The 22,983-nt window shown below is 63.3% G+C and carries 24 protein-coding genes; 7 read left to right on the plus strand and 17 right to left on the minus strand.

The window, feature by feature from the left end:
* Positions 1-349 precede the first annotated feature (349 nt).
* The 4 genes from A3AU_RS0123455 to A3AU_RS0123470 all read right to left on the minus strand — a co-directional run bounded on the left by A3AU_RS0123455 (position 350) and on the right by A3AU_RS0123470 (position 4,338).
* The gene (locus tag A3AU_RS0123455; protein ID WP_027055056.1) at positions 350-1,372 is read right to left on the minus strand and encodes a glycosyltransferase family 4 protein; all 1,023 of its coding nucleotides are present in this window, start codon (positions 1,370-1,372) and stop codon (positions 350-352) included.
* 209 nt (positions 1,373-1,581) lie between these two features.
* A complete protein-coding gene (locus tag A3AU_RS0123460) occupies positions 1,582-2,997 on the minus strand; it encodes an ATP-binding protein (protein ID WP_027055057.1) in 1,416 nt (471 codons plus the stop codon).
* 101 nt (positions 2,998-3,098) lie between these two features.
* Complete coding sequence (locus A3AU_RS0123465) at positions 3,099-3,818, minus strand: response regulator (protein ID WP_027055058.1); 720 nt, start codon at positions 3,816-3,818, stop codon at positions 3,099-3,101.
* The gene (locus A3AU_RS0123470; RefSeq protein WP_027055059.1) at positions 3,805-4,338 is read right to left on the minus strand and encodes a MarR family winged helix-turn-helix transcriptional regulator; all 534 of its coding nucleotides are present in this window, start codon (positions 4,336-4,338) and stop codon (positions 3,805-3,807) included. Before A3AU_RS0123470 ends, A3AU_RS0123465 begins: the two co-directional genes overlap by 14 nt.
* A 259-nt stretch (positions 4,339-4,597) precedes the next feature.
* Between A3AU_RS0123470 and A3AU_RS0123475 the strand changes: the two genes are divergently transcribed.
* The 3 genes from A3AU_RS0123475 to A3AU_RS0123485 all read left to right on the plus strand — a co-directional run bounded on the left by A3AU_RS0123475 (position 4,598) and on the right by A3AU_RS0123485 (position 6,732).
* The gene (locus A3AU_RS0123475) at positions 4,598-5,491 is read left to right on the plus strand and encodes a branched-chain amino acid aminotransferase (protein WP_027055060.1); all 894 of its coding nucleotides are present in this window, start codon (positions 4,598-4,600) and stop codon (positions 5,489-5,491) included.
* A 145-nt stretch (positions 5,492-5,636) separates the two neighbouring features.
* A complete protein-coding gene (locus A3AU_RS0123480; protein ID WP_027055061.1) occupies positions 5,637-5,951 on the plus strand; it encodes a hypothetical protein in 315 nt (104 codons plus the stop codon).
* Positions 5,952-6,093: 142 nt separating this feature from the next.
* The gene (locus A3AU_RS0123485; protein ID WP_027055062.1) at positions 6,094-6,732 is read left to right on the plus strand and encodes an MBL fold metallo-hydrolase; all 639 of its coding nucleotides are present in this window, start codon (positions 6,094-6,096) and stop codon (positions 6,730-6,732) included.
* 107 nt (positions 6,733-6,839) lie between these two features.
* Here A3AU_RS0123485 and A3AU_RS0123490 read toward each other — a convergent pair whose 3' ends face one another.
* From A3AU_RS0123490 to A3AU_RS0123505, 3 genes are all read right to left on the minus strand, one after another.
* The gene (locus A3AU_RS0123490; protein ID WP_027055063.1) at positions 6,840-7,265 is read right to left on the minus strand and encodes a BA14K family protein; all 426 of its coding nucleotides are present in this window, start codon (positions 7,263-7,265) and stop codon (positions 6,840-6,842) included.
* A 194-nt stretch (positions 7,266-7,459) separates the two neighbouring features.
* Positions 7,460-7,672: a cold-shock protein gene (locus A3AU_RS0123495; protein WP_008877668.1), complete on the minus strand. Its 213-nt coding sequence runs from the start codon at positions 7,670-7,672 to the stop codon at positions 7,460-7,462.
* Positions 7,673-7,994: 322 nt separating this feature from the next.
* A complete protein-coding gene (locus A3AU_RS0123505) occupies positions 7,995-8,207 on the minus strand; it encodes a cold-shock protein (protein ID WP_006202520.1) in 213 nt (70 codons plus the stop codon).
* 585 nt (positions 8,208-8,792) lie between these two features.
* Here A3AU_RS0123505 and A3AU_RS0123510 point away from each other — a divergent pair.
* Entirely contained in the window at positions 8,793-9,215 is a 423-nt protein-coding gene (locus tag A3AU_RS0123510; protein ID WP_027055064.1) for a Kazal-type serine protease inhibitor domain-containing protein, read from the plus strand.
* Positions 9,216-9,222: 7 nt separating this feature from the next.
* Here the strand turns inward: A3AU_RS0123510 and A3AU_RS0123515 are convergent, their stop codons facing one another.
* Positions 9,223-9,840, minus strand: coding sequence for a flavodoxin family protein (locus A3AU_RS0123515; protein ID WP_027055065.1), 618 nt, complete (start codon positions 9,838-9,840; stop codon positions 9,223-9,225).
* A 244-nt stretch (positions 9,841-10,084) separates the two neighbouring features.
* Here A3AU_RS0123515 and A3AU_RS0123520 point away from each other — a divergent pair, with 244 nt between their 5' ends.
* Positions 10,085-11,719: a tetratricopeptide repeat-containing sulfotransferase family protein gene (locus A3AU_RS0123520; RefSeq protein ID WP_027055066.1), complete on the plus strand. Its 1,635-nt coding sequence runs from the start codon at positions 10,085-10,087 to the stop codon at positions 11,717-11,719.
* Between the two features lie 94 nt (positions 11,720-11,813).
* Positions 11,814-11,969, plus strand: coding sequence for a hypothetical protein (locus A3AU_RS1000000139070; protein ID WP_154674646.1), 156 nt, complete (start codon positions 11,814-11,816; stop codon positions 11,967-11,969).
* Here the strand turns inward: A3AU_RS1000000139070 and A3AU_RS0123525 are convergent.
* From A3AU_RS0123525 to A3AU_RS1000000139075, 9 genes are all read right to left on the minus strand, one after another.
* Positions 11,956-12,309, minus strand: coding sequence for a DUF1428 domain-containing protein (locus tag A3AU_RS0123525; RefSeq protein WP_027055067.1), 354 nt, complete (start codon positions 12,307-12,309; stop codon positions 11,956-11,958). The genes A3AU_RS1000000139070 and A3AU_RS0123525 overlap by 14 nt on opposite strands.
* Before the next feature lie 110 nt (positions 12,310-12,419).
* On the minus strand, positions 12,420-12,842 hold the full coding sequence (locus tag A3AU_RS0123530; RefSeq protein WP_027055068.1) for a VOC family protein: 423 nt from the start codon (positions 12,840-12,842) through the stop codon (positions 12,420-12,422).
* A gap of 154 nt (positions 12,843-12,996) precedes the next feature.
* A complete protein-coding gene (locus tag A3AU_RS0123535; protein ID WP_032917983.1) occupies positions 12,997-13,179 on the minus strand; it encodes a hypothetical protein in 183 nt (60 codons plus the stop codon).
* 93 nt (positions 13,180-13,272) lie between these two features.
* Entirely contained in the window at positions 13,273-13,659 is a 387-nt protein-coding gene (locus A3AU_RS0123540; RefSeq protein WP_027055070.1) for a nuclear transport factor 2 family protein, read from the minus strand.
* Positions 13,660-13,794: 135 nt separating this feature from the next.
* Entirely contained in the window at positions 13,795-15,321 is a 1,527-nt protein-coding gene (locus tag A3AU_RS0123545) for an ABC-F family ATP-binding cassette domain-containing protein (RefSeq protein WP_027055071.1), read from the minus strand.
* 241 nt (positions 15,322-15,562) lie between these two features.
* Entirely contained in the window at positions 15,563-16,468 is a 906-nt protein-coding gene (locus A3AU_RS0123550; protein ID WP_027055072.1) for a DMT family transporter, read from the minus strand.
* A gap of 169 nt (positions 16,469-16,637) precedes the next feature.
* Positions 16,638-19,805, minus strand: a complete 3,168-nt coding sequence (uvrB, locus tag A3AU_RS0123555; protein ID WP_027055073.1) for an excinuclease ABC subunit UvrB — start codon at positions 19,803-19,805, stop codon at positions 16,638-16,640.
* A 116-nt stretch (positions 19,806-19,921) separates the two neighbouring features.
* Positions 19,922-21,550, minus strand: coding sequence for a DUF2778 domain-containing protein (locus A3AU_RS0123560; protein WP_027055074.1), 1,629 nt, complete (start codon positions 21,548-21,550; stop codon positions 19,922-19,924).
* Positions 21,551-21,763: 213 nt separating this feature from the next.
* On the minus strand, positions 21,764-22,051 hold the full coding sequence (locus A3AU_RS1000000139075; protein ID WP_154674647.1) for a hypothetical protein: 288 nt from the start codon (positions 22,049-22,051) through the stop codon (positions 21,764-21,766).
* Between the two features lie 17 nt (positions 22,052-22,068).
* Between A3AU_RS1000000139075 and A3AU_RS0123570 the strand changes: the two genes are divergently transcribed.
* Positions 22,069-22,938 (plus strand): protein-L-isoaspartate O-methyltransferase family protein, encoded by an 870-nt coding sequence (locus tag A3AU_RS0123570; protein ID WP_027055076.1) that lies wholly within the window; start codon positions 22,069-22,071, stop codon positions 22,936-22,938.
* Positions 22,939-22,983 lie beyond the last annotated feature (45 nt).

The raw sequence follows: 22,983 nt of genomic DNA on the forward strand, positions 1-22,983 counted from the left end.
CGATGCGCTGGCACCGACTGCTTGTCTCATCAAAAAAATCGAGCCACTGCTTTGAGATATCGCAGCCGACATAGTTCTGCATTATCATGTCCCACGCCTCTTCCTGTGGTGCGGGGTCTGCTTGGAACAGCCCCGTGCAACTGTTCAGGTTGATGGTTCACCGGTGGGAAGGGACCGAGCCATGCCGCGGCCTGTCCTCAAAAAGACGACCAGGATCCTCTCGGTCTCCTTCCCACTTCAATCATAGCATGGGAACAACACACAGGATCCTCGGGTCTGCGCGCCGGCTTCGCCGACGCTCCGCCCGTGGATGACGAAGGAGGGAGGCCCGCCATCCTGCACGTCAGGCCTAGGCCGCCAGCTTGCGCGTCCTGCCGAGCGCTTCCTCGACTGTGTCGAGGAACATCTCGGCGCAGGCCTTCCAGCTGTAGCGCATGGCACGCTCGCGAGCCTGGGTGCGGTCGACATTGAGCGCCGCCAGCGCCGCCTCGCGCAGGTCGTTTGACACCGCGCCGCCAAAGCCGTCGCCGACAATGTCGATCGGCCCGGTCACCGGATAGGCGGCGACCGGCGTGCCGCTGGCCAGCGCCTCGATGATGACGTTACCGAACGTGTCGGTGCGGCTGGGGAAGACGAAGACATCGGCCGAGGCATAGATCTCCGCCAGTTCGTCATTCGGACGGTGGCCGAGGAAATTCGCCTTGGGATATTTTGCCTTGAGCTTGGCAAGCTCGGGCCCTTCGCCGACGATCACCTTGCTGCCGGGCAGGTCGAGGTCGAGGAAGGCGGGAAGGTTCTTTTCAATGGCGACGCGGCCGACACAGAGGAACACCGGGCCGGGGAAGCCGAGGTCCTTTCTCTTGTCCGGGCGGAAATGGTCGGTGTCGACGCCGCGCGTCCATGGCCGCAATTTGTTGAAGCCACGCGCCGAAAGATCGTCGGCGAGCGACTGGGTGGCGACCAGCGTGCCCTGGCCGGAATTGTGGAAATCGCGCAGCCAGCGATAGGCCCAGCTTTCCGGCACCGGCAGGCGGGCGCTCAGATATTCGGGAAAGCGCGTGTGATAGCTGGTGGTGAACGGCCGGCCGGCATTGCGGCAATAGCGCCGCGCCATGATGCCGAGCGGGCCTTCGGTGACGATGTGCACGTGGTTGGCCTTGTAGCCGTCGATCAGCCGCGCGACATGGCCGGGCGTGGTCAGCGCCAGGCGGATGTCGGGGTAGGTCGGCAGGGGCAGCGTGCGAAAGATATTGGGGGTCAGGAAATCCACCGCGACGTCGAAGGATTTCAGCGTTTCGGTGAGCCGCTCCAGCGTGTGGACGACGCCATTGACCTGCGGGCGCCAGGCGTCGGTGACCATCAATATGCGCATGGCGGCCCTTTGCTCCGGAGGTCGACGGTTGCGTTGAGGCGATGCCGGAACGGCGACCACCCGGATGCCCTCGCTTCGCTCCAGCGCACCCGGGCGGGTACGGCGTCGAAGTGAGGCGGCAAGGCCGAATCAACTGTAGTCGCGCGTTTCATGCGCGCTCTTCACCATGATTTCATGACGAGCGGATGAAGCTTGATATCTGGCCTTGCCTAGGCCGGAACCTTGATGATGGCCCGCAGGCCACCGAGCGGGCTGTCGTCGAGGGTGATGTCGCCGCCATGGCTGCGGGCGATGTCGCGGGCAATCGACAGGCCGAGCCCGGTGCCGCTGGCATCGAGGTTGCGGGCCTCGTCGAGCCGCACGAACGGCTTGAACACATCCTCGCGTTTGTCGTCCGGGATGCCGGGACCGTTATCGTCGACGGTGACCACCAGCGATCCGCGGCCATGATTGGCGCTGACCTCCACGGTCCTGGCGTAGCGGAAAGCATTGCCGATGACGTTGGACAGCAGGCGGGCGAAGGCGTTCGGCCTGACATGCACGGTCGGATCGCCGGAAAGCGTCGTCGACAGCTTGCATTTGCGCAAGGCCGCTTCTTCGCCGAGCTTCTGGAAATAGGCTTCGAGGTCGAAACGCCCCGGATCTTCCGAGGCCTCGCCGCGAGCAAAGGCGAGATATCCCTCGAGCATCGACTGCATGTCGTCGATGTCCTGGTTGAGCGCCGCCTTGGTCTCGGTCTTGCCGCCGGCCAGTGCCAGCTGCAGCTTGAAGCGGGTGAGGATGGTTCTCAGATCATGGCTGACGCCAGTCAGCATGGCGGTGCGCTGTTCGATCTGGCGCTCGATGCGCTCGCGCATCTGGATGAAGGCAAAGCCGGCGCGGCGAACCTCCTCGGCGCCGCGCGGGCGAAAATCGCGCGGCATCGGCCGGCCCTTGCCGAAGCTTTCGGCGGCCTCGGCCAGCGTCAGGATCGGCCGGATCTGGTTGCGCAGGAAAGGGATGGCGATCATCAGGAGCACCAGCGAGGTGCCGACCATCCAGATCAGGAAGATGTGGGTGTTCGAGGCATAGGCCTGACTGCGGCGTACGAAGACGCGGAGCACCTTGTTCTCGAGCTGGACGCGCACCTCGACGATGTTGGAATTGCCGACCGTGTCGATCCAGAAAGGCCGGTTGATCTGGCGGGTGATCTCGGCAGACAGAACGTCGTCGAGGATCGAGAAGAACGGTTTTGGACCCGGTGGCGGCAAGGGGTCCGGCGGCAGCAGATCGACCTTCAGCTGCATGCGGTCCTGGGCGATGCGGATGATGTTGGCGTAGTCGGCGTCGTGCGGGTAGGTCTCGATCAGGTCGATGATGGCGGCGATGTCGCGCACGGTGGCTTGCGACAGGCGCTGCGTCACCGTCGCCCAATGGCGTTCCATGAAGACGAAGGCGACGACCGATTGCAAAAGGATCATCGGCGCGATGACGATGATCAGCGAGCGCGCATAGAGGCGCTTTGGCATATAGAGCGAAACGAGGCGCCAGAACCGGTTCCAGATGCGCGACACTGCCTTGAGCGTTCGCGTGGCGCGTGCGCTCAAGCCGTCATTTCCCGGCTGTTCCAGTTCCGTGGTCGCCATTTGGCTCTTTTCATTTCGTCCGCGGCACTAGATGGAGCATGACTTTTTCGAAAGCCGGTTTCCGCTTTTCGGGATCATGCTCTAGCGCCGCGTCCGCTACTCTATTCCACGCTGAGCCGATACCCAATACCGCGCACCGTCTGCAGCCAGACGGGGTTGGACGGATCGCGCTCGATCTTGCGGCGCAGCCGGTTGATCTGGACGTCGATGGTGCGCTCGCCGACCTCCGAATCGTCGCCGACCAGCTCGTGACGTGGGATGGTCTCGCCGGCGCGCGCGGCAAAGATCGCCAGGATCTCCTGCTCGCGGTCGGTCAGCTTCAGCGCCTCGCCGCCACGCTTCAGTTCGCGCCTGGCGATCTGGAAGGTGTAGGGGCCGAAGACCAGCTGTTCGACCTTGGGCGTTGTCGCTGGGCCGCCGCGGCGCAGAATGTTGTTGATGCGCAGGATCAGCTCGCGCGGGTCGAAGGGTTTGGGCAGATAGTCGTCGGCGCCGGCCTCGAGCCCCGAGATGCGGCTGTCGGTTTCCGACAGCGCGGTCAGCATCAGGATCGGTACGTTCTTTTCGGCGCGCAGCGATTTGGTGAGGTCGACGCCGCTTTCGCCAGGCATCATGACATCGAGCACGAGGAGGTCGAAATCGAGGCCGATGAGCTTGCGCCTAGCCTCGCCGGCATTGCCGGCGACCGTGACGCGAAAACCGTTCTCGGTCAGATACTGTTTGAGAAGATTACGGATGCGGGTGTCGTCATCGACCACGAGCAGATGCGGCGCGTCGTCGTCCGGTGCGGCTGCCTGATCGACCCTCTCAGTGCTCTCCATGGCTTTTCCCTGACATTTTCGCGGACCCAACGTCGATTTGAGCTCTCAGTTCCGGATTGACCATCGCTTCGAGGAAGCGTTCCACCAAGGTCCGTTCGGTGGCGCCGGAATCCTCCAATGCAGCACGGATGCGGCGCGACTGTGGCCGTGCCAGGGCCAAGGCCAGCGCGCGGCCCTTGGCCGTCGGGTAGAGTTCGCGCTGGCGACGGTCGCGCGGACCTTGCAACTGCACGACATGGTCGGTGTCGATCAGCTGCTTGAGCACGCGCGCCAGGCTCTGCTTGGTGATCTTCAGCACGTCGAGCAATTCGGCAACTGTCAGTCCCGGCCGGCGGTTGACGAAATGCAGCACCCGGTGGTGGGCACGGCCGAAGCCATAATCGGCCAGCATCTGGTCGGGATCGGAGGTGAAGTCGCGGTAGGCGAAGAAAAACAGTTCGATGATGGCGAAGTCGATGCCGTCCTCGACTGACATCGCGGTCCTGATCGGTTTTCCGGCGGCTGAGCTTCGATCCGTCATCATTTCTCCATGGGAACGGGAGATTATGTCAGTACTATTGACGTAATTTCCCCGCAATGGTAATTTTTGACAAGCTTTTGGGCGGATTGCGAACGAAAAGGCAAGGCAGGCCGGTTTTTCCGGAACTTCCTGAGTTTGCCAGAGCGCGATCATCCGCTTACGCTTTGCAACCCGGCCGGCGTCGCCAATCATCCGGCGCGGTCAAAAAGAACAAGCAACGACACAAGGACATGCGGGCCGCGGCCCGCGGGAGGTTACCATGGCATCCGTTCCCTTCGATCAACTGGACGGCTTCATCTGGATGAATGGCGAGTTCGTTCCATGGGGCGATGCCAAGGTCCATGTGCTGACGCACGGTCTGCACTACGCCAGCGCGGTCTTCGAGGGTGAGCGCGCCTATGGCGGCGAGATCTTCAAGCTCAACGAGCATACCGAGCGCCTGCATGAGTCGGCGCGCCTGCTCGGCTTCAAGATTCCCTATTCGGTGGCCGAGCTCAACGACGCCTCGACCACGTTGTTGAAGAAGCAGGGTTTCCAGGATGCGTATGTCAGGCCGATCGCCTGGCGCGGCAGCGAGCAGATGGGTGTTTCGGCGCAGAACAACCGCATCAACTGCGCCATCGCCATCTGGCAGTGGCCGAGCTATTTCGACCCGGCACAGAAGCTGAAGGGCATCCGCCTCGACATCGCCGAATGGCGCCGGCCCGACCCGCGCACGGCGCCATCACGGTCGAAGGCCGCCGGCCTCTACATGATCTGCACCATGTCCAAGCACGCCGCCGAAGCGAAAGGCTATGCCGACGCCATGATGCTAGACTGGCGCGGGCAAGTGGCGGAGGCTACGGGCGCCAACATCTTCTTCGTCAAGGACGGCAAGATCCACACGCCGAAGCCCGACTGCTTCCTCGACGGCATCACCCGCCGCACGGTTATCGGGCTGGCCAGGGATCGCGGCCTGGAAGTCATCGAACGTGCCATCCTGCCGGAAGAACTCGAAGGCTTCGAACAATGCTTCCTGACCGGGACGGCAGCGGAAGTAACGCCGGTGTCGGAGATCGGCCCTTACCGATTCGAGGTCGGCGAGATCGCCAAGAACCTTATGAACGACTATTCTGCCGCGGTTCAACCCAAGCACGCCATCGCCGCAGAATAACGATAGTCACAGCTTTTCACGCAAGCAGGGGCGGTTTTCGAACCGCCCCTTTTATTTAAGCGTTTCTGCATTTGACTTTCATCCAATTCGGCGTCTCATGATCGTGTCGGCCCGGGAGGCTGGCAGCTATGGAGGGACTCATCATATGGACATGAACACGCTTCTTCCGATCATCATTCAGATCATTACAGGCATCATCGGTGGTCAGGCGGTCGGCGCGGCAATCAAGACGGCGGCGATGGGGCAGCTTCCCAAAATCCTGGGTGGAGCCGTTGGCGGCGTCGGCGGCGCGGCGATCCTGGGCAGCCTGCTCGGCCACGGGATCGATCCGGCCGCGGCCGCGGCGGCAACGAGCGGCCTCGGCAGTTCGCTCAACCTGCAGAACATCGTCGGTGGTGCCGGCGGCGGCGCGATTCTGACCGGCATCATTGGCGCGGTCATGGGTGCCATGAAGAAGTAGACCTGGACGGTCCAAGGTTGTTCAAATGGGCGGCTTCGGCCGCCCATTTCCATTTCTGGGATGACTGACTGTTCGTCTTTCGGGGGGTGGACGCGTTTCGCCCGCGCCTCTACATCACCGCGTGAACATCGAAAGGACGATCATGGGTCAGCTCAATGCAGGCATCGTGCCGGTCACTCCGTTTCAGCAGAACTGCACCATCCTGTTCGACATGGACGACAAGCATGGCGTCGTCGTCGATCCCGGTGGCGATATCGACAAGGTGCTGGCAGCGCTGAAGGACAATGCGATCACGGCCGGGGCAATCTGGATCACCCATGGCCATATCGACCATGCCGGCGGCGCGATGGATTTGAAGGAGGCACTCGGCATCGAGATTGTCGGCCCGCATGAGGCCGACAAATTCCTGCTCGACAATCTGGAGAACCAGGGCAGGCGCTACGGCATTGCCGGCTCGCGGGACTGCGTGCCCGACCGGTTCCTCACCGAAGGCGAGACCGTGTCGTTCGGCGCGCATGTCTTCGAGGTTCTGCATTGCCCCGGCCATGCGCCGGGCCACGTCGTCTACTACAACCGCGCGGCCAAGTTCGCCCATGTCGGCGACGTGCTGTTTCGCGGCTCGGTCGGCCGCACCGACCTGCCGGGCGGCGACCACGCGACGCTGATCGCCTCGATCAAGGAAAAGCTTTTACCGCTCGGCGACGATATCGGCTTCATCTGCGGCCACGGCCCTGGCAGCCGTTTCGGCGATGAGCGCAGGACCAATCCGTTTCTGACCTGATTCCGGGATCGTGTGGTGCCGGTCTGTGAAAAGTCCGGAGGCTGTCGCTCAAAACAAAAAAGCGCTGGCCTCGCGGTCAGCGCTTTTTCGTATGGGGCAGGGAAGCCTCAGTTCGCGGTGCAGAAATGCTGCTCGCCGTCATTGCCGGTGAACGTGCCGGTGCGGCTGTTGAAGGTGCGGTAGCGGTCCGAGCAGTAGTTGTACCAGTCACGGGTCCACGGCTCGGCATAGCGATCGGCATAGACGACCTGCGGCTCGGCGTAATAGCGACGGACCGGGGCCGGGCGCACCACGACCTCACGGTCGTAGCTGTCATCGTAGTAGCGGTCAGCGTAGGCCGGGGGCTGGTCATTGGCCAACGCGCCACCGATCAGCGCGCCGGCCGCGAGGCCGAGGACGCCGGCGGCAATGGCGTCGCCATTGTGGTGGCGGCGGTGATGACCCCAGTCATCGGCGTTGGCCGCGGGCAAGGCCGCAAGCATGGTGCCGGCCACGGCGGCGGACAGCACGGCAGTCTTGAAAATTCTGTTCATCTTGGTCTCCTTCGTACCGGGCCGTGCGGTTTTGCAGGGGATGCGGTCCGGCTTTACCCAAGACTAATATGCGACCGTGGCTGAACGGGGGCTGAACGGATTTCGACGTGTCTATCTAAAAAAGGCACCGAGAAATCGCACGCCGCTCAATGAGCGGAAGTGCCGGCCGGTGGCCTGCCTTGTCTGAAGCCGGCTCAGCCGACCGACAGGTTGACGGCCTTGGGTCCCTTGCCGCGCTTGTCCGGCTCGGTGTCGAACGTTACTTTCTGCCCATCTTCGAGACCGGGAAGACCCGACGCCTGCACGGCCGAAATGTGGACGAAGACATCCTTCGCGCCATCGTCCGGCGTGATGAAGCCGAAGCCCTTGGCATGGTTGAAGAATTTCACGGTGCCGGTCTGCGGCATGGGAAGCTCCTTTGATCCCACAGAGTCCAGTCTCGGGTCGGCAAATGCCCGAGAGGAAATTTGTCCTTTATTTTAGCGTCATCGGCAAGAGAAAGTTTTGCGGGCACTTAAAGCGCGTTGCGCTTTAAGCCCTTGTTATGATGCGTGTCGTTGACCTGGAACCGGATCCACTTTTGGACGACATGCATTCATGCCGCGCCGCGCACATGAAAAAGGCGCGACGAAAATCGCCGCGCCCTTTTAAAAATCTGTCGGCGTGCCCGGAGACTGGGCAAGCTCGCAACCTCGTTCGCGCGCGTCAGGAACGCGGCGCGTCGACGGTTCAGGCCGCGCGGAGGTTGACCGCCTTCGGGCCCTTGCCCATGCGGTCCGGCTCGACGTCGAAGGTGACCTTCTGGCCATCGACGAGCGTACGCAGGCCCGATGCCTCGATCGCGGAAATATGGACGAACACGTCCTTGGCGCCGCCGTCGGGCGTGATGAAACCGAAGCCTTTGGTCGCGTTGAAGAATTTAACGGTGCCGGTCTGGGCCATTGGGGAAACTCCTTCACCCGTTCAGTCTTTGGTGGTCCTGCCCGCCACCTGGCGTCGAGGGCAGTTCCCGGTGGTTGCTTCGGCAGTCATGCATTGGCGCATGGTCAAACCCCCCGCCGAAAACGGGGCCGTCAGAGATTCACAGTATCGGGGAAAGGTCGTCCAAAACGTTCCGCTCTCCGGGTCGCAAATGCCCGAACACGGAATTTATCGCACGGAAACGTGAAGGTTGCAAGATAGCGCCGCGGGCGGCCACACGGGGCGCATCCCGACGCAAGAATCGACCGATCTGAGCGTCGACCGGCCGCAAATAGGCCTCGTTGCCTGGGGGGTCATCGGCCCACGGGGCAGGTCACGCATGGGCCAGAGGCGATGATTGCCCGCCGACCCGCCTGGCGTCGCGGCAGATCCATCTGTCATCTTCCCGCCGCTCCCGCGAACGGGGATTGCAATTGGCGGTGGAATGGCGAGGATCGCACCGCAGGGTGCTGATCTAAGCTTTGTTTTTGATTGATTTCATTGTCCGCGACCACTGCACTCTCTTGAGCGAGATGCATGGCGAAAGACATCGAGGGAGAGATGACCATGAAATTTCTCGGGGCGGTCTTTTCACGGCAAATTTTTACAATCCTGTTCCTGTCGGCACTTCTGGCCGCCTGCACCGTTGTCGTCGATGACGGACCGGGGCCGCGCCCGCGTCCGCCGCGCCCTGAACCGCAATATTGCGCCAGGCAATACGAGCCGGTCTGCGCCCGGCGTGGCGGCGACCGCCAGACCTTCGCCAATGCCTGCCTTGCCGACCGTGCCGGCTACCGCATCGTGCGCGACGGCCCTTGCCGCGACAGTGGTGGCGGTGGCGGTGGCGGCGGCGGCGGGGAAGAGCAGACGTTCTGCACCCGCGAATACGCGCCCGTCTGCGCCCGCCGGCACGGTGAGGAGCGCACTTTCTCCAACGCCTGCGAAGCCCGCGCCGCGGATTATCGCATCGTTGGCGATGGGCCGTGCTGAGAAGGCGTTACTTGGCCACGCCGGTATAGGCCCTGGCCTTCAGCAACCCAGCCAGATGGGCGGCGTTTGATGCGGCCATCTCGATCATGCCGGCGACCTTTTCGGGGGGGCTCTGCAGGTCGACATAGTTGATGTCGCCCATGGCCTCACCGACCCAGTAGACGCCGCCATTGGCCGGGATGGTAAAGCCGACGTCGTTGAGCGCCTGGAAGCATTCGGCATGGCAATGGTGGGCGCCGTCCTCATTGCCGACGATCGCCACCAGCGCCACCTTGCCGGCGGCCGGCATGCGGCGCTTGTCGTCAGCCTCATCGAGGAAGGCATCCATGCGCTCCATGACGCGCTTGGCGACGCTGGAGGGCTGACCCATCCAGATCGGCAGGCCAAGGATGAAGATATCGGCGGCAACGATCTTTTCGCGCAGCTTTGGCCAGTGGTCGCCCTTGCCCATGTCGGAGAGCACACCGGGCTTGATGTCATGATCGAGTGCGCGCACGACCTCGCCCTTCACGCCATGCGGTTTGAGCGCCGAGAGCAGATCGGCGATGATCTTGTCCGTGGAGGATTTTTCCTTGTCACCGGAGGCTTTCAGGGAACAGTTGATGGCAAAGGCGGTGAGGGGCATGGGTCGACTCCTGCATTTGGCTGTGCGGGCTCAACGTCGCGAGATGCTTCTGGTTGCGCACTTCCCGGGCGGCCTTGACCGTTCGCCTCCGGTCCACACTCTTGAATCTCTCCTCGCCATGGCTTAGGTCCCGCAGGCGCACAAACACGGCAGGTGTCCCATCAACAGAGATCAGAGAAGAGCAGCGGGTGCTGGAGCCAGGTCTGGCGCGGGGGGACAGCCGCCGCTGGGCCTCGACCAGTATGTGCAGCAGGCACTGCAGCTGCACCAGGCCGGACGCCGGCAAGAGGCAGAGGCGATCTACCGGCAAGTCCTGGCGCGCCAGCCCAAACACGCGGCGGCTGCCCATTTCCTGGGGCTGCTGCTGCATCAGACCGGACGCAGCGAAGAAGGGCTGGACCTCCTCGAGCAGTCGGTGAGCCTGCAGCCGTCGAACGCCGATTTCCTCAACAATTTCGGCACGGTGATGCGCGACCTCGGCCGTGTCGCGGCGGCAATCGACTTCTTCCGTGGCGCGGTGGATCTGCGGCCGGAGCAACTCGCCGCGCGCGACAATCTTGGCTCGTCGTTGAAGCAACTCGGCCAGTTCGAGGAGGCCGAAGAGATCTATCGCGGCACGGTCGCGCGCAATCCCTTTCACGTGCGCGCCCGCACCGGGCTTGCCGAGACCCTGCAGGAAGCCGGACGGCTGGACGAGGCGCTGGCGGTTTTTCGCGAGGCGCTGGGCATTCGGCCGAAGGATGCCGACCTGTTGCACGGGCTCGGCGTCGGGCTGATGGAAAAGGGCAAGCTCGACGAGGCAGCCGATCTGTTCCGGCAGGCGCTGGCGATCAATCCCGGCATGGCCACGGCCTGGCTGATGCTGACACAGGTTAAGCGCCAGAAGGAGCGCGACACGGAATTGGCCGGCATGGAAGCCCAGCATGCCAAGGCGCCGCAGGACAGCCTGGCCCGCATGCAGCTGTCCTTCGGCCTCGGCAAGGCCAATGACGATTTGAAGGATTACAACAGGGCTTTCGACTATTTCGCCGAAGGCAACGCCATCCGCCGCAAGTGGATCAACTATGATCCCGTCCGGACACGCGCGGAATTCGAGGCGATGAAGACGGTGTTCGATGCCGGCTTTTTCGAAAGGCACCGGCCTAGCCCGATCACCGATGACGCTCCGATCTTCGTCGTCGGCATGCCGCGTTCGGGCACGACTCTGGTCGAGCAGATCATCGCCAGCCATCCCAAGGTCTATGGCGCCGGCGAGCTCAGCATCCTGAAGAAGGTAGTCGGCAAGCAGTTTCCGGCCAACATGCCTGGCGGCTTTCCCTGGGGCGTATCGGATACGGACGATGGGGATTTTGCCGAGGCAGGCCAGGCCTATCTCGACATGCTGCATGCCCGCTATCCGCATATCAGCCACGTCACCGACAAGATGCCGGGCAACTTCCTGCTTGTCGGCTTCATCCACATGATGATGCCCAAGGCAAAGATCATCCACTGCGCCCGCGACGCGGCGGCAACCTGCCTGTCGATCTACAAGGTGCATTTCCGCGGCGACAGCCACCGCTATGGCTATGATCTCGGCGAACTCGCAGACTTCCACAATCTCTACACCGACATCATGGCGCATTGGCACAAGGTGCTGCCCGGCGTCGTGCACGACGTGCGCTACGAGGATTTCGTCGCCGATCAGGAAGGCCAGAGCCGGGCGCTCATCGATTATCTAGGCCTGCCGTGGGACGATGCCGTGCTGTCCTTCCACCAGACCGACCGGCCGGTGCGCACGGCGTCCGCCGCGCAGGTGCGCCAGCCGATGTATCAAGGCTCGGTCGATTTGTGGAAGCGCTATGGAGACCGGTTGAAGCCGCTGCTGGATAGGCTGGATTAGCATAGAGGTCGCGGATAGCCGAGGCCTCTCAGCTTCGTCATCCTAGGGCGGAGCAGTCGCGCAGCGACGTCGCGGAGACCCTAGGATCCATGCCGTGACCTTGATCGAAGGATGCAGCGGAGCAGAATTCGTCACCGTTATCAACACTTTAAAGTCGCGGCATGGATCCTATGGTCTGCGCCGCGTCGCTTCGCTCCTTGCTTCGCCATGGGATGACGAAGCGATGGACCAGCGGTTCAAAGTTCGATGAAGGGCTGGAAGCCGCCGAAGATCATGCGCTTCATATCGAAGGGCATGGGTCCCCAATCGGGTGTCAGTCTCGGGTCGGCCAACACCTTGGCCATCACCGCGTCGCGGCTTTGTCTGGATTCGTAGACCGCCCAGGCGAAGACGACGGTCTCGTCGTCCTTGGCCTGAACGGCGCGCGGGAACGAGGTCAGCTCGCCATAAGGCACGTCGTCGCCGATACATTCGACATAGGCGAGCGCACCGTGTTCCTTCCAGATGGGACCTGCGAGGTTGGCGAGCTTTTTGTAGTCATCGAGTTTGGCCTTGGGCACGGCCAGCACGAAACCATCGACATAGGACATGGTGGTTCTCCTTCTGATGAGAAAGAAGCGCCGGGTCGGCGGGGATACGACCCGGCGCGGTGAGCGCGTCAGCCCTGCCATTGGCCGGCGACGGCCGCTCGCCAGGAAATCTACTTGACCGGCGCGTTCATCGCCCAGGCGACACCGAACGGATCGTTCAGCTGGCCCCAGCGGTCGCCCCAGAACATCACCTGCAACGGTGTGGCTACTTCGCAGCCGGCATCGACGGCGCGCTGCCACCAGCTGTCGATCTCGCCATCGTCGAGATGGAGCTGCAGCGTATAGCCTTGCGCCGCCTTGTGCGGATGGCCATGCTCGGGGTAGGCGTCGCCCAGCATCAGCGTCGAGCCGTTGACGTGGAGATGGATGTGCATGGTGCGGCCTTTTTCGTCGGCCGGATAGGCAAACACCTGCTTGGCGCCGAAGGCCTTCTTGTAGAATTCGGCAGCCTTGAAGGCGCCATCGACCTGAAGATAGGGGGTCAATCCGCCAAGCACTTCTGCCCTTGGCTGAACGGGGGTCTGGTCAGTCATGTCATGCTCCTCTTTGCGTTTGCTGGCCTTGCGAACCAAAGGACGCACGAGGTGACGGCAATCCTACATCGCCGGGACTTTTTTCAAAGACGGGCCGGACAGGCCGGGCGACCGGCGGTTTTGCGCGACAATCGCATGGACCGGCTGGTCGCGATCATATGACCTTGGCCGTGAAGGTGGTTGCACGACGGCGGTCTTGCGCGTCGAAGATTTCCGGAAAGCCGATGTCCTTGCGTAGCTCGGCGGGCAGGGAAAGCAGGATGCGCTCGCTGCGATGGCGGGCACGTGCCGCCGCATACCGGGTTGCGATGCGACCGATGGATGAAAGGACGGACATAACAAGTTCTCCCTGGGTTGGTGCCGGCATCATCATGTCGGCATCCCAAGGACGCGGCCGGTTCAGGCGATCCGACAGACCGTCGAAATTATTTCAGATGACCGCGGCGGCGAGCGCCGTGTCATAATACTCCACCATCTCGGTGATCTTGCCGTCGCGAACCGTCCAGAAATCGGCGGTGCGCATGACAAGCTCCTGGCCGGTGGTTCTGCGCGTCAGATGGATTTCGACCTGCGCCGCGATCTTGTCGCCGCCGTCGACCAAGTCCACCGGAACGAAGCTGCGGTATTCGAAATCACGGTCAAGCGCCACGAGGCGGGCCAGGAACTCTTCCTTGCCGTTGCCGGCTGCTATGAACGGTGCCTGCGGTTCTGCGACCCAGCGAAAGACAACATCGTCGGAGCAGTGCGCCAACGCGCCCGCGATGTCACGTTTTGCATAGGCCTCATAAAGGTTCTTGACGAGATCCACCCCGCGCATGACCGGTTTCCTCCCTCGGTTCGCGACCCTGAGAATGCGCCTTTTTGGGCGGAGGGGGAAGTATGGTTCATTGCCAGTACTTTTACCGGGGCCGGCAGTACTTTTTGATGCCGGCCCGACCGATGTAATCATTACTTAATCATGGGTCTCGGTCACCGAACGGAAGAATTGTTCGGGATCCTCGACTTCAGTCAGCCGCCGCTTCTCGATCAGCCAGAAGCGGTTGCCGACGGCGCGGATGAAGGAGCGGTCGTGCGAGGCGAGCACCGAGCTTGCCTGGTGCTTGAGCAACTCCTCCTCCAGCGCTTCCTGGCCGTCTATGTCGAGATGGTTGGTCGGCTCATCGAGCAGATAGAAGTTGGGATTGGCGAGCCTCAGTGCGAGCATCATCAACCGCGCTTTCTGGCCGCCCGACAGCGCGCCGATCTTCTTCTCCTGCATTTCGATGACCACGCCGGCGCCGGCAAGCAGCGAGCGAGCGCGCTGTTCGCCGACATCGTAGTGGCGCGACACCATCGCCAGCGGCGTGTCGTCGCCGCTGATGCCGGACAGCGCCTGGTCGCTGTAGCCGAGCACCGTCGACGGCGTCACCTTCACGTTCGGCACCGTATCCGGCTCGAGGATGGCGTTGCGGATCAGGCTGACGAAGCGCGACTTGCCGACGCCGTTGCGGCCGAGCAGGACGATGCGATCACCCTGGCAGATGTGGCGCTTGCCGGTCCTGAACAGCAGCGTGCCGTCGGGCGTTTCCACCGCCGCATCCTCGAGCGTGATCAGCACCTTGGCATGGGTGCCGCGGTTGGCCAGCCGGATCGCTCCGGCCGAGCGCTCGCGATGCGCTGCTACCGCCGCATCTTCGAGCTTCTCCGCCCGTTCCTTGAGCTGCTTGGTCTTCACCGTCAAAAGGTCGCTGCCGGAATTGATGCCGATGTTGTTGAGCTTGGCGGCCTGCTTGCGCAGCTGCTGGGCGACCTTCATGTCGCGCTCGAACTTGCGCGCCGTCGAGGCATCGAACTCGTCGAGCGCCTTCCTGGCACGGGAGTAGGGCAGTGCGAACACCGGCGATTGTTCCGGGCGCAGGAACAGCGTCCGGTTGGTGGTGGCGTCGAGGAAGGCGCGGTCATGGCTGGCAATGACGACGGGCACCTCGCGCGGCAGCGCGTTCAGCCAGCTTTCCAACTGGCTGATGCGGGCAAGGTCGAGATGGTTGGTCGGTTCGTCGAGCAGCAGAACGTCGGGATCGGTGACCCAGACGCGGGCGATCAGCGCCAGCCTCTGCCAGCCGCCGCTCAGCGCCTGCATTTTCCGCTCGCGCATCGCCTCCGGCACGTCGAGCGAATCCAGCACCACGTCGACGCGCCACATCTCGCTGTCGGCCTGCTCGGTGGGCAAGGCATCGGCCACTACTTGATGGAAGCTGCGGCCGAGCAAAGCAGGGGCAACGGATTGTTCGACATGGCCGACGCGCAGGCCGCGCGTGCGGGTGATGTCGCCTGATGTCGGCTCCATCCCGCCGGTCAGGCATTTGAGCAAGGTCGTCTTGCCGCGGCCGTTGGCGGCAACGATGCCAAGGCGGTCGCCGCTTCCGATGGTAAGATCGAGGTTGGAGAACAGCGGCGCACTCATGGTGACGCCGAGGGATTTGAGGCTGAGAAGGGCCATTTTTGATTTCTCTGGTCTTGCCGGGAACCGGCTCAATGCACTTTGACGGTGCGCGCCATCAGAACAGGCGTTGCGCACCACGAAGGGCAGACCAAAAAATCGAAGCGGGAAAAACCCGGACCGTCCTGGTCAGCCCTGCAAGCTCACCTGCAGGGCAGAAATCGGGCCACGCTGACGGTGGTGACGAAAAAACGCAAACACGTGAGCCCTCCTTTCAAGACGTTCGAGTGTTGGGAACTGGCTACACCAAAGGCGGGGCCGATGGCAAGGGTGCGGCTTCCACGCGGCGGGGGAACGGGTCCAGCACCAATATGCAACCGCCGATGATCGCCACCGCGCCGAAGCCCTGGATGACGGTCAGCGACTCGCCAAGCAGCACCGTGCCAACCAGCACCGCGATAGTGGTCACGGCGAATTCGACGCTGATCGTCCGGGTCGCGCCGATGCTGGCCACCAGGCGGAAATAAACGACATAGGTCAGCGCGCTCATAACGCAGGCGAGGAGGACGAGATAGAGGAAGTCCATGGCGTTCGGCATGGCCGGCACCGGCACGGCGAAAAGCAGCGGCAGCGTCATCAGCCCGCCGAACAGGAAGGCCGCGCTGGTTAGTTCGAGCGAACCGGCCGAGCGCAGATGGCGGTTGGCGTAATTGCTGCCGAAAGCGGCGGAGAAGGAACTGAACAGCGAGGCGGCACAGCCGAATGCGAAGGAGGGCGTGATTGGCACGGCGGGGAAGCCGACCAGAACGATGATGCCGGAGGCGCCGAGCAGCAGGCCGGCCAACCCGCGAAGGGTGATGCGTTCAAGCCCCCATAGCTGGCCAAGGATCATCGAGAACAGCGGGATCGCGGCGACCAGGATCGCGGCCATCGCCGTGCCGATGCGCGGGGTGGCGTAGGACAGGCCGATCAGCTGCGCCGCGACCGTCGTCGCGCCAACCATCGCGAAGTGCTGCAAGCCGGCGCTGAAATCGAGCCGTCGCCGCATCGCGGCGGCGAGCAAGAAGAGCGTGCAGCCGGCCATCAGCGACCGCAAGGTCACCGCGCCGACCCAGCCGAAGGCATGGACGACCTTGAGCAGGACAAGAAAAGACAGGCCCCAGGTGACGGCCAGGAAGATGTAGGCGGCAATATCCCTGGGTTTCATGAACGGCGGCCGGCGGCGGTTTGTTTCCGGAGCGGAAAGGCAGGACTGCAAGGCCCGTACAGATTCCACCGGCGGCTGGCAAGGACGGGTGCGTGGTCCAGGAGCGGTTGCCGGTGAAGTTGGTCGAAGAAGAGCTTTATGATGGAGCGACAGAGAGGGCGGAGGATCGCTACCGTCCTGGCCTGCCGGTCTTGCCCGGCCGACGCTTCTCCCGACGCGCGTCGCCTGGATCCTCGTAAGAACCGATGCCGGCGCGCTGGCGAACGATGGGCTTGCCATCGCGATCTTTCGCGCCCTCTGCCCTGCCGGGCATCTCTCCCACTTGGGGGGAGATCGGCTGCGGCTTCGTCGGCACCTTTCCTTCGACTGGCTTTTCCGTCCGCCGCACCGTCATCTCGTCGAGGGAGTTTTTCTTGAACAGCGGTTTGACCGGCTCGCCCGGAATGCCGAAGTCGGAGCCATGCGCTTCGGATGCCGACTGTTTCTTGAACAGCGAACGCGACACAGCACCCGCCGGCGTCGGCATGTCGGTGCCCGGGCCCATATCGTCAATCGAGGGCTTGGCGAACAACGGCTTCTTCACAGGCACGGCGCCGTCGGCGCCCATTTCGTCGAGTGCCGGCTTGCGGAAGAGGTTGGGCCGGGCGGCCTTGGCCGCTTCTTCGGCGGCGCGGACTTCGTCGAGCTTGCGGAAACGCTCCTGTTCCTCTGCCGTTCGATGCTTGGCCACGCCCTTGTTGTGCTTGCCCTTTTCGCGGCCTGAAGCGGGGCTTTGGCCTTCCACCTCGCGCGCCAGCGGGTCGTCGGAGATGGACAGCTCCATTTCGCGCAGCCGCTTGATCTCGTCGCGGATGCGGGCCGCCTTCTCGAAGTCCAGATTGGCGGCGGCGTCGCGCATCTGCTTGTCGAGCGCATCGAGATGGGCCTTGAAATTGTTGCCCATCATGGCGCCGGCGCTGTCGGTGAACTGCGAGATGTCGGCGCGGACGTGGTCCTTTTCGTAGACCGAATCCAGAATGTCGGAGATGCGGGACTTGACCGATTCCGGGGTGATGCCGTTGGCTGCGTTCCACTCCATCTGCTTTTCACGGCGGCGGTTGGTCTCGGCCATCGCCCGCTCCATCGAGCCGGTGACCTGGTCGGCATAGAGGATGACCTTGCCGTCGACGTTTCTGGCGGCGCGGCCGATGGTCTGGATCAGCGACGTCTCGGAACGCAGGAAGCCTTCCTTGTCGGCGTCGAGAATGGCGACGAAGCCGCATTCGGGAATGTCGAGGCCTTCGCGCAAAAGGTTGATGCCGACCAGCACGTCGAAGGCGCCGAGGCGCAAGTCTCGCAGGATCTCGATGCGCTCCAGCGTGTCGATATCGGAGTGCATGTAACGCACGCGCACGCCCTGTTCGTGCAGGTACTCGGTCAGGTCCTCGGCCATGCGCTTGGTCAGCACGGTGACCAGCGTGCGGTAGCCGGCCGCCGTGGTCTCGCGGATCTCGCCGACGACATCGTCGACCTGGCTTTTCGCCGGGCGTACCTCGACCGGCGGGTCGATCAGGCCGGTCGGGCGGATGACCTGCTCGGCGAAGACGCCGCCGGCCTGCTCCATTTCCCAGCCGCCTGGCGTCGCCGAAACAGCAACCGAAAGCGGGCGCATGGCGTCCCATTCCTCGAAACGCAGCGGCCGGTTGTCCATGCAGGAGGGCAGGCGGAAGCCGTATTCGGCCAGCGTCGCCTTGCGCCTGAAGTCGCCGCGATACATGCCGCCGATCTGCGGCACGGTGACGTGGCTTTCGTCGATGAAGACCAGTGCGTTGTCGGGAATGTATTCGAACAGGGTCGGCGGCGGATCGCCTGGCTGGCGGCCGGTGAGATAGCGCGAATAGTTCTCGATGCCGGCGCAGGAGCCGGTTGCTTCCAGCATCTCGAGATCGAAGCGGCAGCGCTGCTCCAGCCGCTGTGCCTCCAGCAGGCGGCCGGCGCGCTCCAGTTCGACCAGCCGGTGCTTGAGCTCCTCCTTGATCGACTTGATCGCCTGGTTCAGCGTCGGGCGCGGCGTCACATAGTGCGAGTTGGCGTAGATCTTGACGCTCTTCAGCTCGCCGGTCTTCTGGCCGGTCAGCGGGTCGAATTCGGTGATCTGCTCGATCTCGTCGCCGAACATCGAGATGCGCCAGGCGCGGTCTTCCAAGTGGGCCGGGAATATCTCGATCGTGTCGCCGCGCACGCGGAAGGAGCCGCGCACGAAATTGATGTCCTGGCGCTTGTATTGCTGGGCGACGAGGTCGGCGAGCAGCGCGCGCTGGTCGAGCCGGTCGCCGATCTGCATCTGGAAGGTCATCGCCGTATAGGTCTCGACCGAGCCGATACCGTAGATGCAGGACACCGAGGCGACGATGATGACGTCGTCGCGTTCGAGCAGCGAGCGCGTCGCCGAATGGCGCATGCGATCGATCTGTTCGTTGATCGAGGATTCCTTCTCGATGAAGGTGTCGGTGCGCGGAACATAGGCTTCTGGCTGGTAATAGTCGTAATAGGAGACGAAATACTCCACCGCATTATCGGGGAAGAATTTCTTGAACTCGGAATAGAGCTGTGCCGCCAGCGTCTTGTTGGGCGCCAGGATCAGGGCCGGGCGCTGCGTCTCCTCGATCACCTTGGCCATGGTGAAGGTTTTGCCTGAACCGGTGACGCCGAGCAGCACCTGGGTGCGGTCGTTGTTGTCGACGCCTTCGACAAGATCCTTGATGGCGGTCGGCTGGTCACCCGCCGGTTCGAAGTCGGACACCATCTTGATGGCGATGCCGCCTTCGGACTTTTCCGGGCGGGCAGGGCGGTGCGGGGTCCACAACACGCCATCCTTGTGCAGCGGATTGCCGGATTCGATCAGCGCCGACAGCGCGGCGACCGTCGCGGTGACGCCACTCGACGTCATCGTCTCGGCTTCTTCCAGCGAGATGTCTAGGCCGGCGACCGGGTTGAGGCCGGCTGCCGTGCGTTCACGCGCGGTTGCAGCGCCGCCCATCGAGGTGCCGCGCGCCGTGCGGCCGGGCGCGGCGGAACGCTCTGGAATCTTCTTCGACGGCTTTGGCGCTTTGCCGCCGTCGCCCTTGCCGGCCTGGCGGCCTTCGCGCTCTGCTTCCTGTTCGATCTGCTCGGCCCAGTCGGCGATCGAACCGGTCAGCGGCGTGCCCGACAGTTCGGCCTGTGGCACCTCGGCGAAGCCGCCTTTGTGCAACGGCTCCGAGGCGTCGAGGAAATCGGTCAGCGGACTGCGCCGCTTCGGCGCGGCGCGGTCGTCATTCGCCGTCGGCGGCGTTCTCTTGTTCGGGGATTTGGCCATGCCCCAAATATGGGATCTCTCGGCCAAAATGGAAAGAGCGCGATGAGGGCGTGCCGGCGGCCCGGCGATGCTCCTGACAGAAGGCTGTCAGGAGGTGGCGGGGGGTGCGCCTTGTCTCAGGCGCCGTTTCCGTTCGACGCGACCCGGGTCAGCGATCCGTTCAGGCGATCCACCACGACGAGGCGTGTAACCTTGCCCTTCTTGAAGGCCGCGAGGAAGCGGGCGTAGTCCCTGAAGACGACGCAGCCATTGGACTCGGCGCGGCCGCCGCGCAGCATATAGGTGTGGGCGAGCAGGCCGTCGCGGTTGTACTTGTTGCCGCCGCCGACCGGGGTCAGGCGCAAAGCCTCGACGCCGTGGAAGCGGGATTCGCGCAGCGACAGATTGTAGGTGTTGGGCGGCGTCGGGCCACGATCCTTCACATGGACATAGCGCGGCTGATCGACCATGGAGCCGAGACCGGAATGCGCCTCGAGCCGCTGGCCGTCCGGCATGTAGACGGTCTTGGCGCTGATGTCATAAACGGCCACGCCATGGCCGGCGCCGCTTCCGCCGCTCGGCCCGTTGAACAGGTTCCTGAATGCCTGGCCAAGGCCGCCCGAAGGCGTGTCCGGCTTGGCATAGGCCAGCACGTCACCGCCTTCGCCAGATCGACCTTGCCGCGCCGGTCTTGCTGGCTGGGCTTGCTGAACCGGCTTCGTCTGTGGCGCCGGTTTCTGCTGAGCAATCTTGGGCTGAGCAATCTTGGGCTGCGGAGCCGGTTCATCCTGTTCAACGGCCTTGGGCTGTCGTGGCGCGTCATATTGCGGGCGGCGGCTCGGCAACGGCACGTCGTCGGTCAGCGCATCCGGCAGCGAAGCGGCATCGCCGGGCTGTTCCGGCTGGGTCTCGACTGACGCAACCGCGACATCGGCCGAGGAGTCCTGCATCGGCAGCGGCGCGGCGAATGCCTCGTCCTCGACCGGCATCGACTCGACGAGGGCCAACGCCAGCTGGGTGTTGTCAGGTGTCTGGGACTGGGCGAAGCCCTGCGGGGCCGGCGCGGTCTGCACGACAGCGGACCCGGATTCGACGCGGGCGAAGCGTTCCGCCGTCGGAGCCGGCATGGCGTCGGACAGGCTGGCCACGACCTGGACGGACGGCACCAGCGATGCCTGGGTGATCTGTGCTCCGATGCTGGAAATCACCGGACGGGCATCGGCCGTGGTGACAGGCTTGCCTGCGCCGGCAAAGGCGGCGGCCAGTCTGGTCGGCGACAGCGACGCTTCCATACGTTCGAAACGCTCCTGCGCCTTCGACTTCAGGATTGGCTGTTCCGGCCTTGCCCGCGCCGCGAGGCGGGAGGATTTCTCCGCCAGCGGGCTGACACTGGCCAGCCTGAAACAGTTCGCACCGCATTGCACGGCATGATCGTGCAGGGCCTGTGCACCGCCATGGGCATTGGCCAGCACGAATGGCGCCGAGGACCTGAGGAAATGCTGCTTCAGCGGGTCGGCCATTGCCAGCGAGCCCGGCATGGCCAGCGTCTGCGGCAGACCGCCAGACGTTGCCGACAGCGAGGCGCCGACGGAGCTGAGGCCAGCCATGGTGCCGATCAGCCAAAGGCCCACGGCAGCACCGGCGCCGGGCACCGCGACCCAGCGGACGATCCGTTTCGGGTTGAGGAAAGGGGCACGCTGCGCATCGACGAACTCGCCGCCCTCGCGCTGGTCCCAGCTTATTTTGTGTTTACTCGACAACGCCATGCAACCAATCTCGCTCCAATCGGTTTTCCCCGTACGTGGCCTTGTCAGCCGCGACGACCATTCTGCGAGTGATCCCAGGGTGGTCCCCGACGCGTTTGCCGCGTCTGTCGTTGATTGCCGATTGCTTCAAAATATGGACAAAGTTGGTTAACCAATCCCTCTCAAATCCAACTTTGAGACGTGGACTTTGTGCCAAAAAAGGCTCGTCCACGATCATGCACGCGGTATTTCAGCCCTTCCGATGTAGGTTTGCTGCCTGTTTTTGGTGACCGAGTCAAGCAAAACAGCCGTCTCTAATACAAGGCAAAGGCACTCCAGCGGGCCCTGCGGCAATGCGGCGCGCCATTTCGCGGTGCTGAAAAAGCCGATGGCATCCGCAAAACTGTTGCCCGCTTGCCACAAAATTCCGGCCTGGGCGGCCGCCTCCTGACGGCCATTGACTCGTTTTGGGAGGCGGTGCAATCGGGTTGAAGTGCTTGGTTTGGGGGTGGCAAAGGCCACTTTTGGAGGCTTTTTGCATGAAGCGTCGGGATTTCTTGGCGCTGTCGGCAGGTGCGGCGGCGTTTTCCATTCTTCCGGCCACCGTCAGGGCTGCCCTGCCGGTGCCTTACGACCGCAACGCCGAAGTCCCGTTCAACGATAAAAAGTCGTTCATCGACTGGATGGTCGCCAATCGCGGCGAGGATCCGAAGTTTCTGGCCGAGCGATTCGATCGCTTCCAGATCATGGTCTACAACAAGGACGTGCTGGACGACCGCAACAAGCGCGCCTTCCTTTCCACGCCGCGTGAGGAATTCGTGCTGCCGCAGAATCTGGGGCGCGCCTACGACCACGCCTTCCTCGACATCGGCTATGGAGTGACCATCTCGGGTCCGCATCTGGTCGGGCGCATGACGACGGCGATCGACGTACAGTTCGGCGAGGCCGTGCTCGAGATCGGCACCGGCTCCGGCTACCAGTCGGCCTATCTCGCCAACCTCACCGACAAGGTGCATACGATCGAGATCATCAATCCGCTAGCACAGCGCACGCGGCGCACCTATGACGCGCTGATCGGTCGCGGCTACAGTGTGTTCGGCTCGGTCACCAGCCGCAACGCCGACGGCTATTATGGCTGGGAGAGCGTTGGTCCGTTCGACAAGATCATCGTCACCTGCGGCATCGACCACATCCCGCCGTCGCTGCTGCAGCAGTTGAAGCCCAATGGGGTCATGGTCATTCCGGTCGGCCCGCCGGGCGCCCAGCACGTGCTCAAGGTGATCAAGCAGCAGCTCGCCGATGGCACGTTCAACATCGTCCGCTCGGACATTTACAATGGCAAGGTGGTGCCGTTCGTGCCGTTCACCAAGCTGGAAGGCGACCAGATCGTCGGCACGCATAACGGCTGAGTTTGGGCGCCGGTCCAAGCCCGCCGAGCTGAACCGCCGCATCAA

It is taken from the genome of Mesorhizobium erdmanii USDA 3471, assembly GCF_000472705.1.
Lineage (GTDB): Bacteria > Pseudomonadota > Alphaproteobacteria > Rhizobiales > Rhizobiaceae > Mesorhizobium > Mesorhizobium erdmanii.

Excerpts from the sequence above, each read along its gene's own strand:
- A3AU_RS0123495 (WP_008877668.1), bottom strand. The coding sequence starts at position 7,672 with ATGCCGCAGACCGGCACCGTGAAATTCTTCAACCATGCCAAGGGCTTC.
- A3AU_RS0123465 (WP_027055058.1), bottom strand. The coding sequence starts at position 3,818 with ATGGAGAGCACTGAGAGGGTCGATCAGGCAGCCGCACCGGACGACGAC.
- A3AU_RS0123510 (WP_027055064.1), top strand. The coding sequence starts at position 8,793 with ATGAAATTTCTCGGGGCGGTCTTTTCACGGCAAATTTTTACAATCCTG.
- A3AU_RS0123460 (WP_027055057.1), bottom strand. The coding sequence starts at position 2,997 with ATGGCGACCACGGAACTGGAACAGCCGGGAAATGACGGCTTGAGCGCA.
- A3AU_RS0123560 (WP_027055074.1), bottom strand. The coding sequence starts at position 21,550 with ATGGCGTTGTCGAGTAAACACAAAATAAGCTGGGACCAGCGCGAGGGC.
- A3AU_RS0123540 (WP_027055070.1), bottom strand. The coding sequence starts at position 13,659 with ATGCGCGGGGTGGATCTCGTCAAGAACCTTTATGAGGCCTATGCAAAA.
- A3AU_RS0123475 (WP_027055060.1), top strand. The coding sequence starts at position 4,598 with ATGGCATCCGTTCCCTTCGATCAACTGGACGGCTTCATCTGGATGAAT.
- A3AU_RS0123490 (WP_027055063.1), bottom strand. The coding sequence starts at position 7,265 with ATGAACAGAATTTTCAAGACTGCCGTGCTGTCCGCCGCCGTGGCCGGC.
- A3AU_RS0123470 (WP_027055059.1), bottom strand. The coding sequence starts at position 4,338 with ATGACGGATCGAAGCTCAGCCGCCGGAAAACCGATCAGGACCGCGATG.
- uvrB (WP_027055073.1), bottom strand. The coding sequence starts at position 19,805 with ATGGCCAAATCCCCGAACAAGAGAACGCCGCCGACGGCGAATGACGAC.
- A3AU_RS0123535 (WP_032917983.1), bottom strand. The coding sequence starts at position 13,179 with ATGTCCGTCCTTTCATCCATCGGTCGCATCGCAACCCGGTATGCGGCG.
- A3AU_RS0123505 (WP_006202520.1), bottom strand. The coding sequence starts at position 8,207 with ATGGCCCAGACCGGCACCGTTAAATTCTTCAACGCGACCAAAGGCTTC.
- A3AU_RS0123550 (WP_027055072.1), bottom strand. The coding sequence starts at position 16,468 with ATGAAACCCAGGGATATTGCCGCCTACATCTTCCTGGCCGTCACCTGG.
- A3AU_RS0123515 (WP_027055065.1), bottom strand. The coding sequence starts at position 9,840 with ATGCCCCTCACCGCCTTTGCCATCAACTGTTCCCTGAAAGCCTCCGGT.
- A3AU_RS0123525 (WP_027055067.1), bottom strand. The coding sequence starts at position 12,309 with ATGTCCTATGTCGATGGTTTCGTGCTGGCCGTGCCCAAGGCCAAACTC.
- A3AU_RS0123480 (WP_027055061.1), top strand. The coding sequence starts at position 5,637 with ATGGACATGAACACGCTTCTTCCGATCATCATTCAGATCATTACAGGC.
- A3AU_RS0123570 (WP_027055076.1), top strand. The coding sequence starts at position 22,069 with ATGAAGCGTCGGGATTTCTTGGCGCTGTCGGCAGGTGCGGCGGCGTTT.
- A3AU_RS0123530 (WP_027055068.1), bottom strand. The coding sequence starts at position 12,842 with ATGACTGACCAGACCCCCGTTCAGCCAAGGGCAGAAGTGCTTGGCGGA.
- A3AU_RS0123485 (WP_027055062.1), top strand. The coding sequence starts at position 6,094 with ATGGGTCAGCTCAATGCAGGCATCGTGCCGGTCACTCCGTTTCAGCAG.
- A3AU_RS0123455 (WP_027055056.1), bottom strand. The coding sequence starts at position 1,372 with ATGCGCATATTGATGGTCACCGACGCCTGGCGCCCGCAGGTCAATGGC.
- A3AU_RS0123545 (WP_027055071.1), bottom strand. The coding sequence starts at position 15,321 with ATGGCCCTTCTCAGCCTCAAATCCCTCGGCGTCACCATGAGTGCGCCG.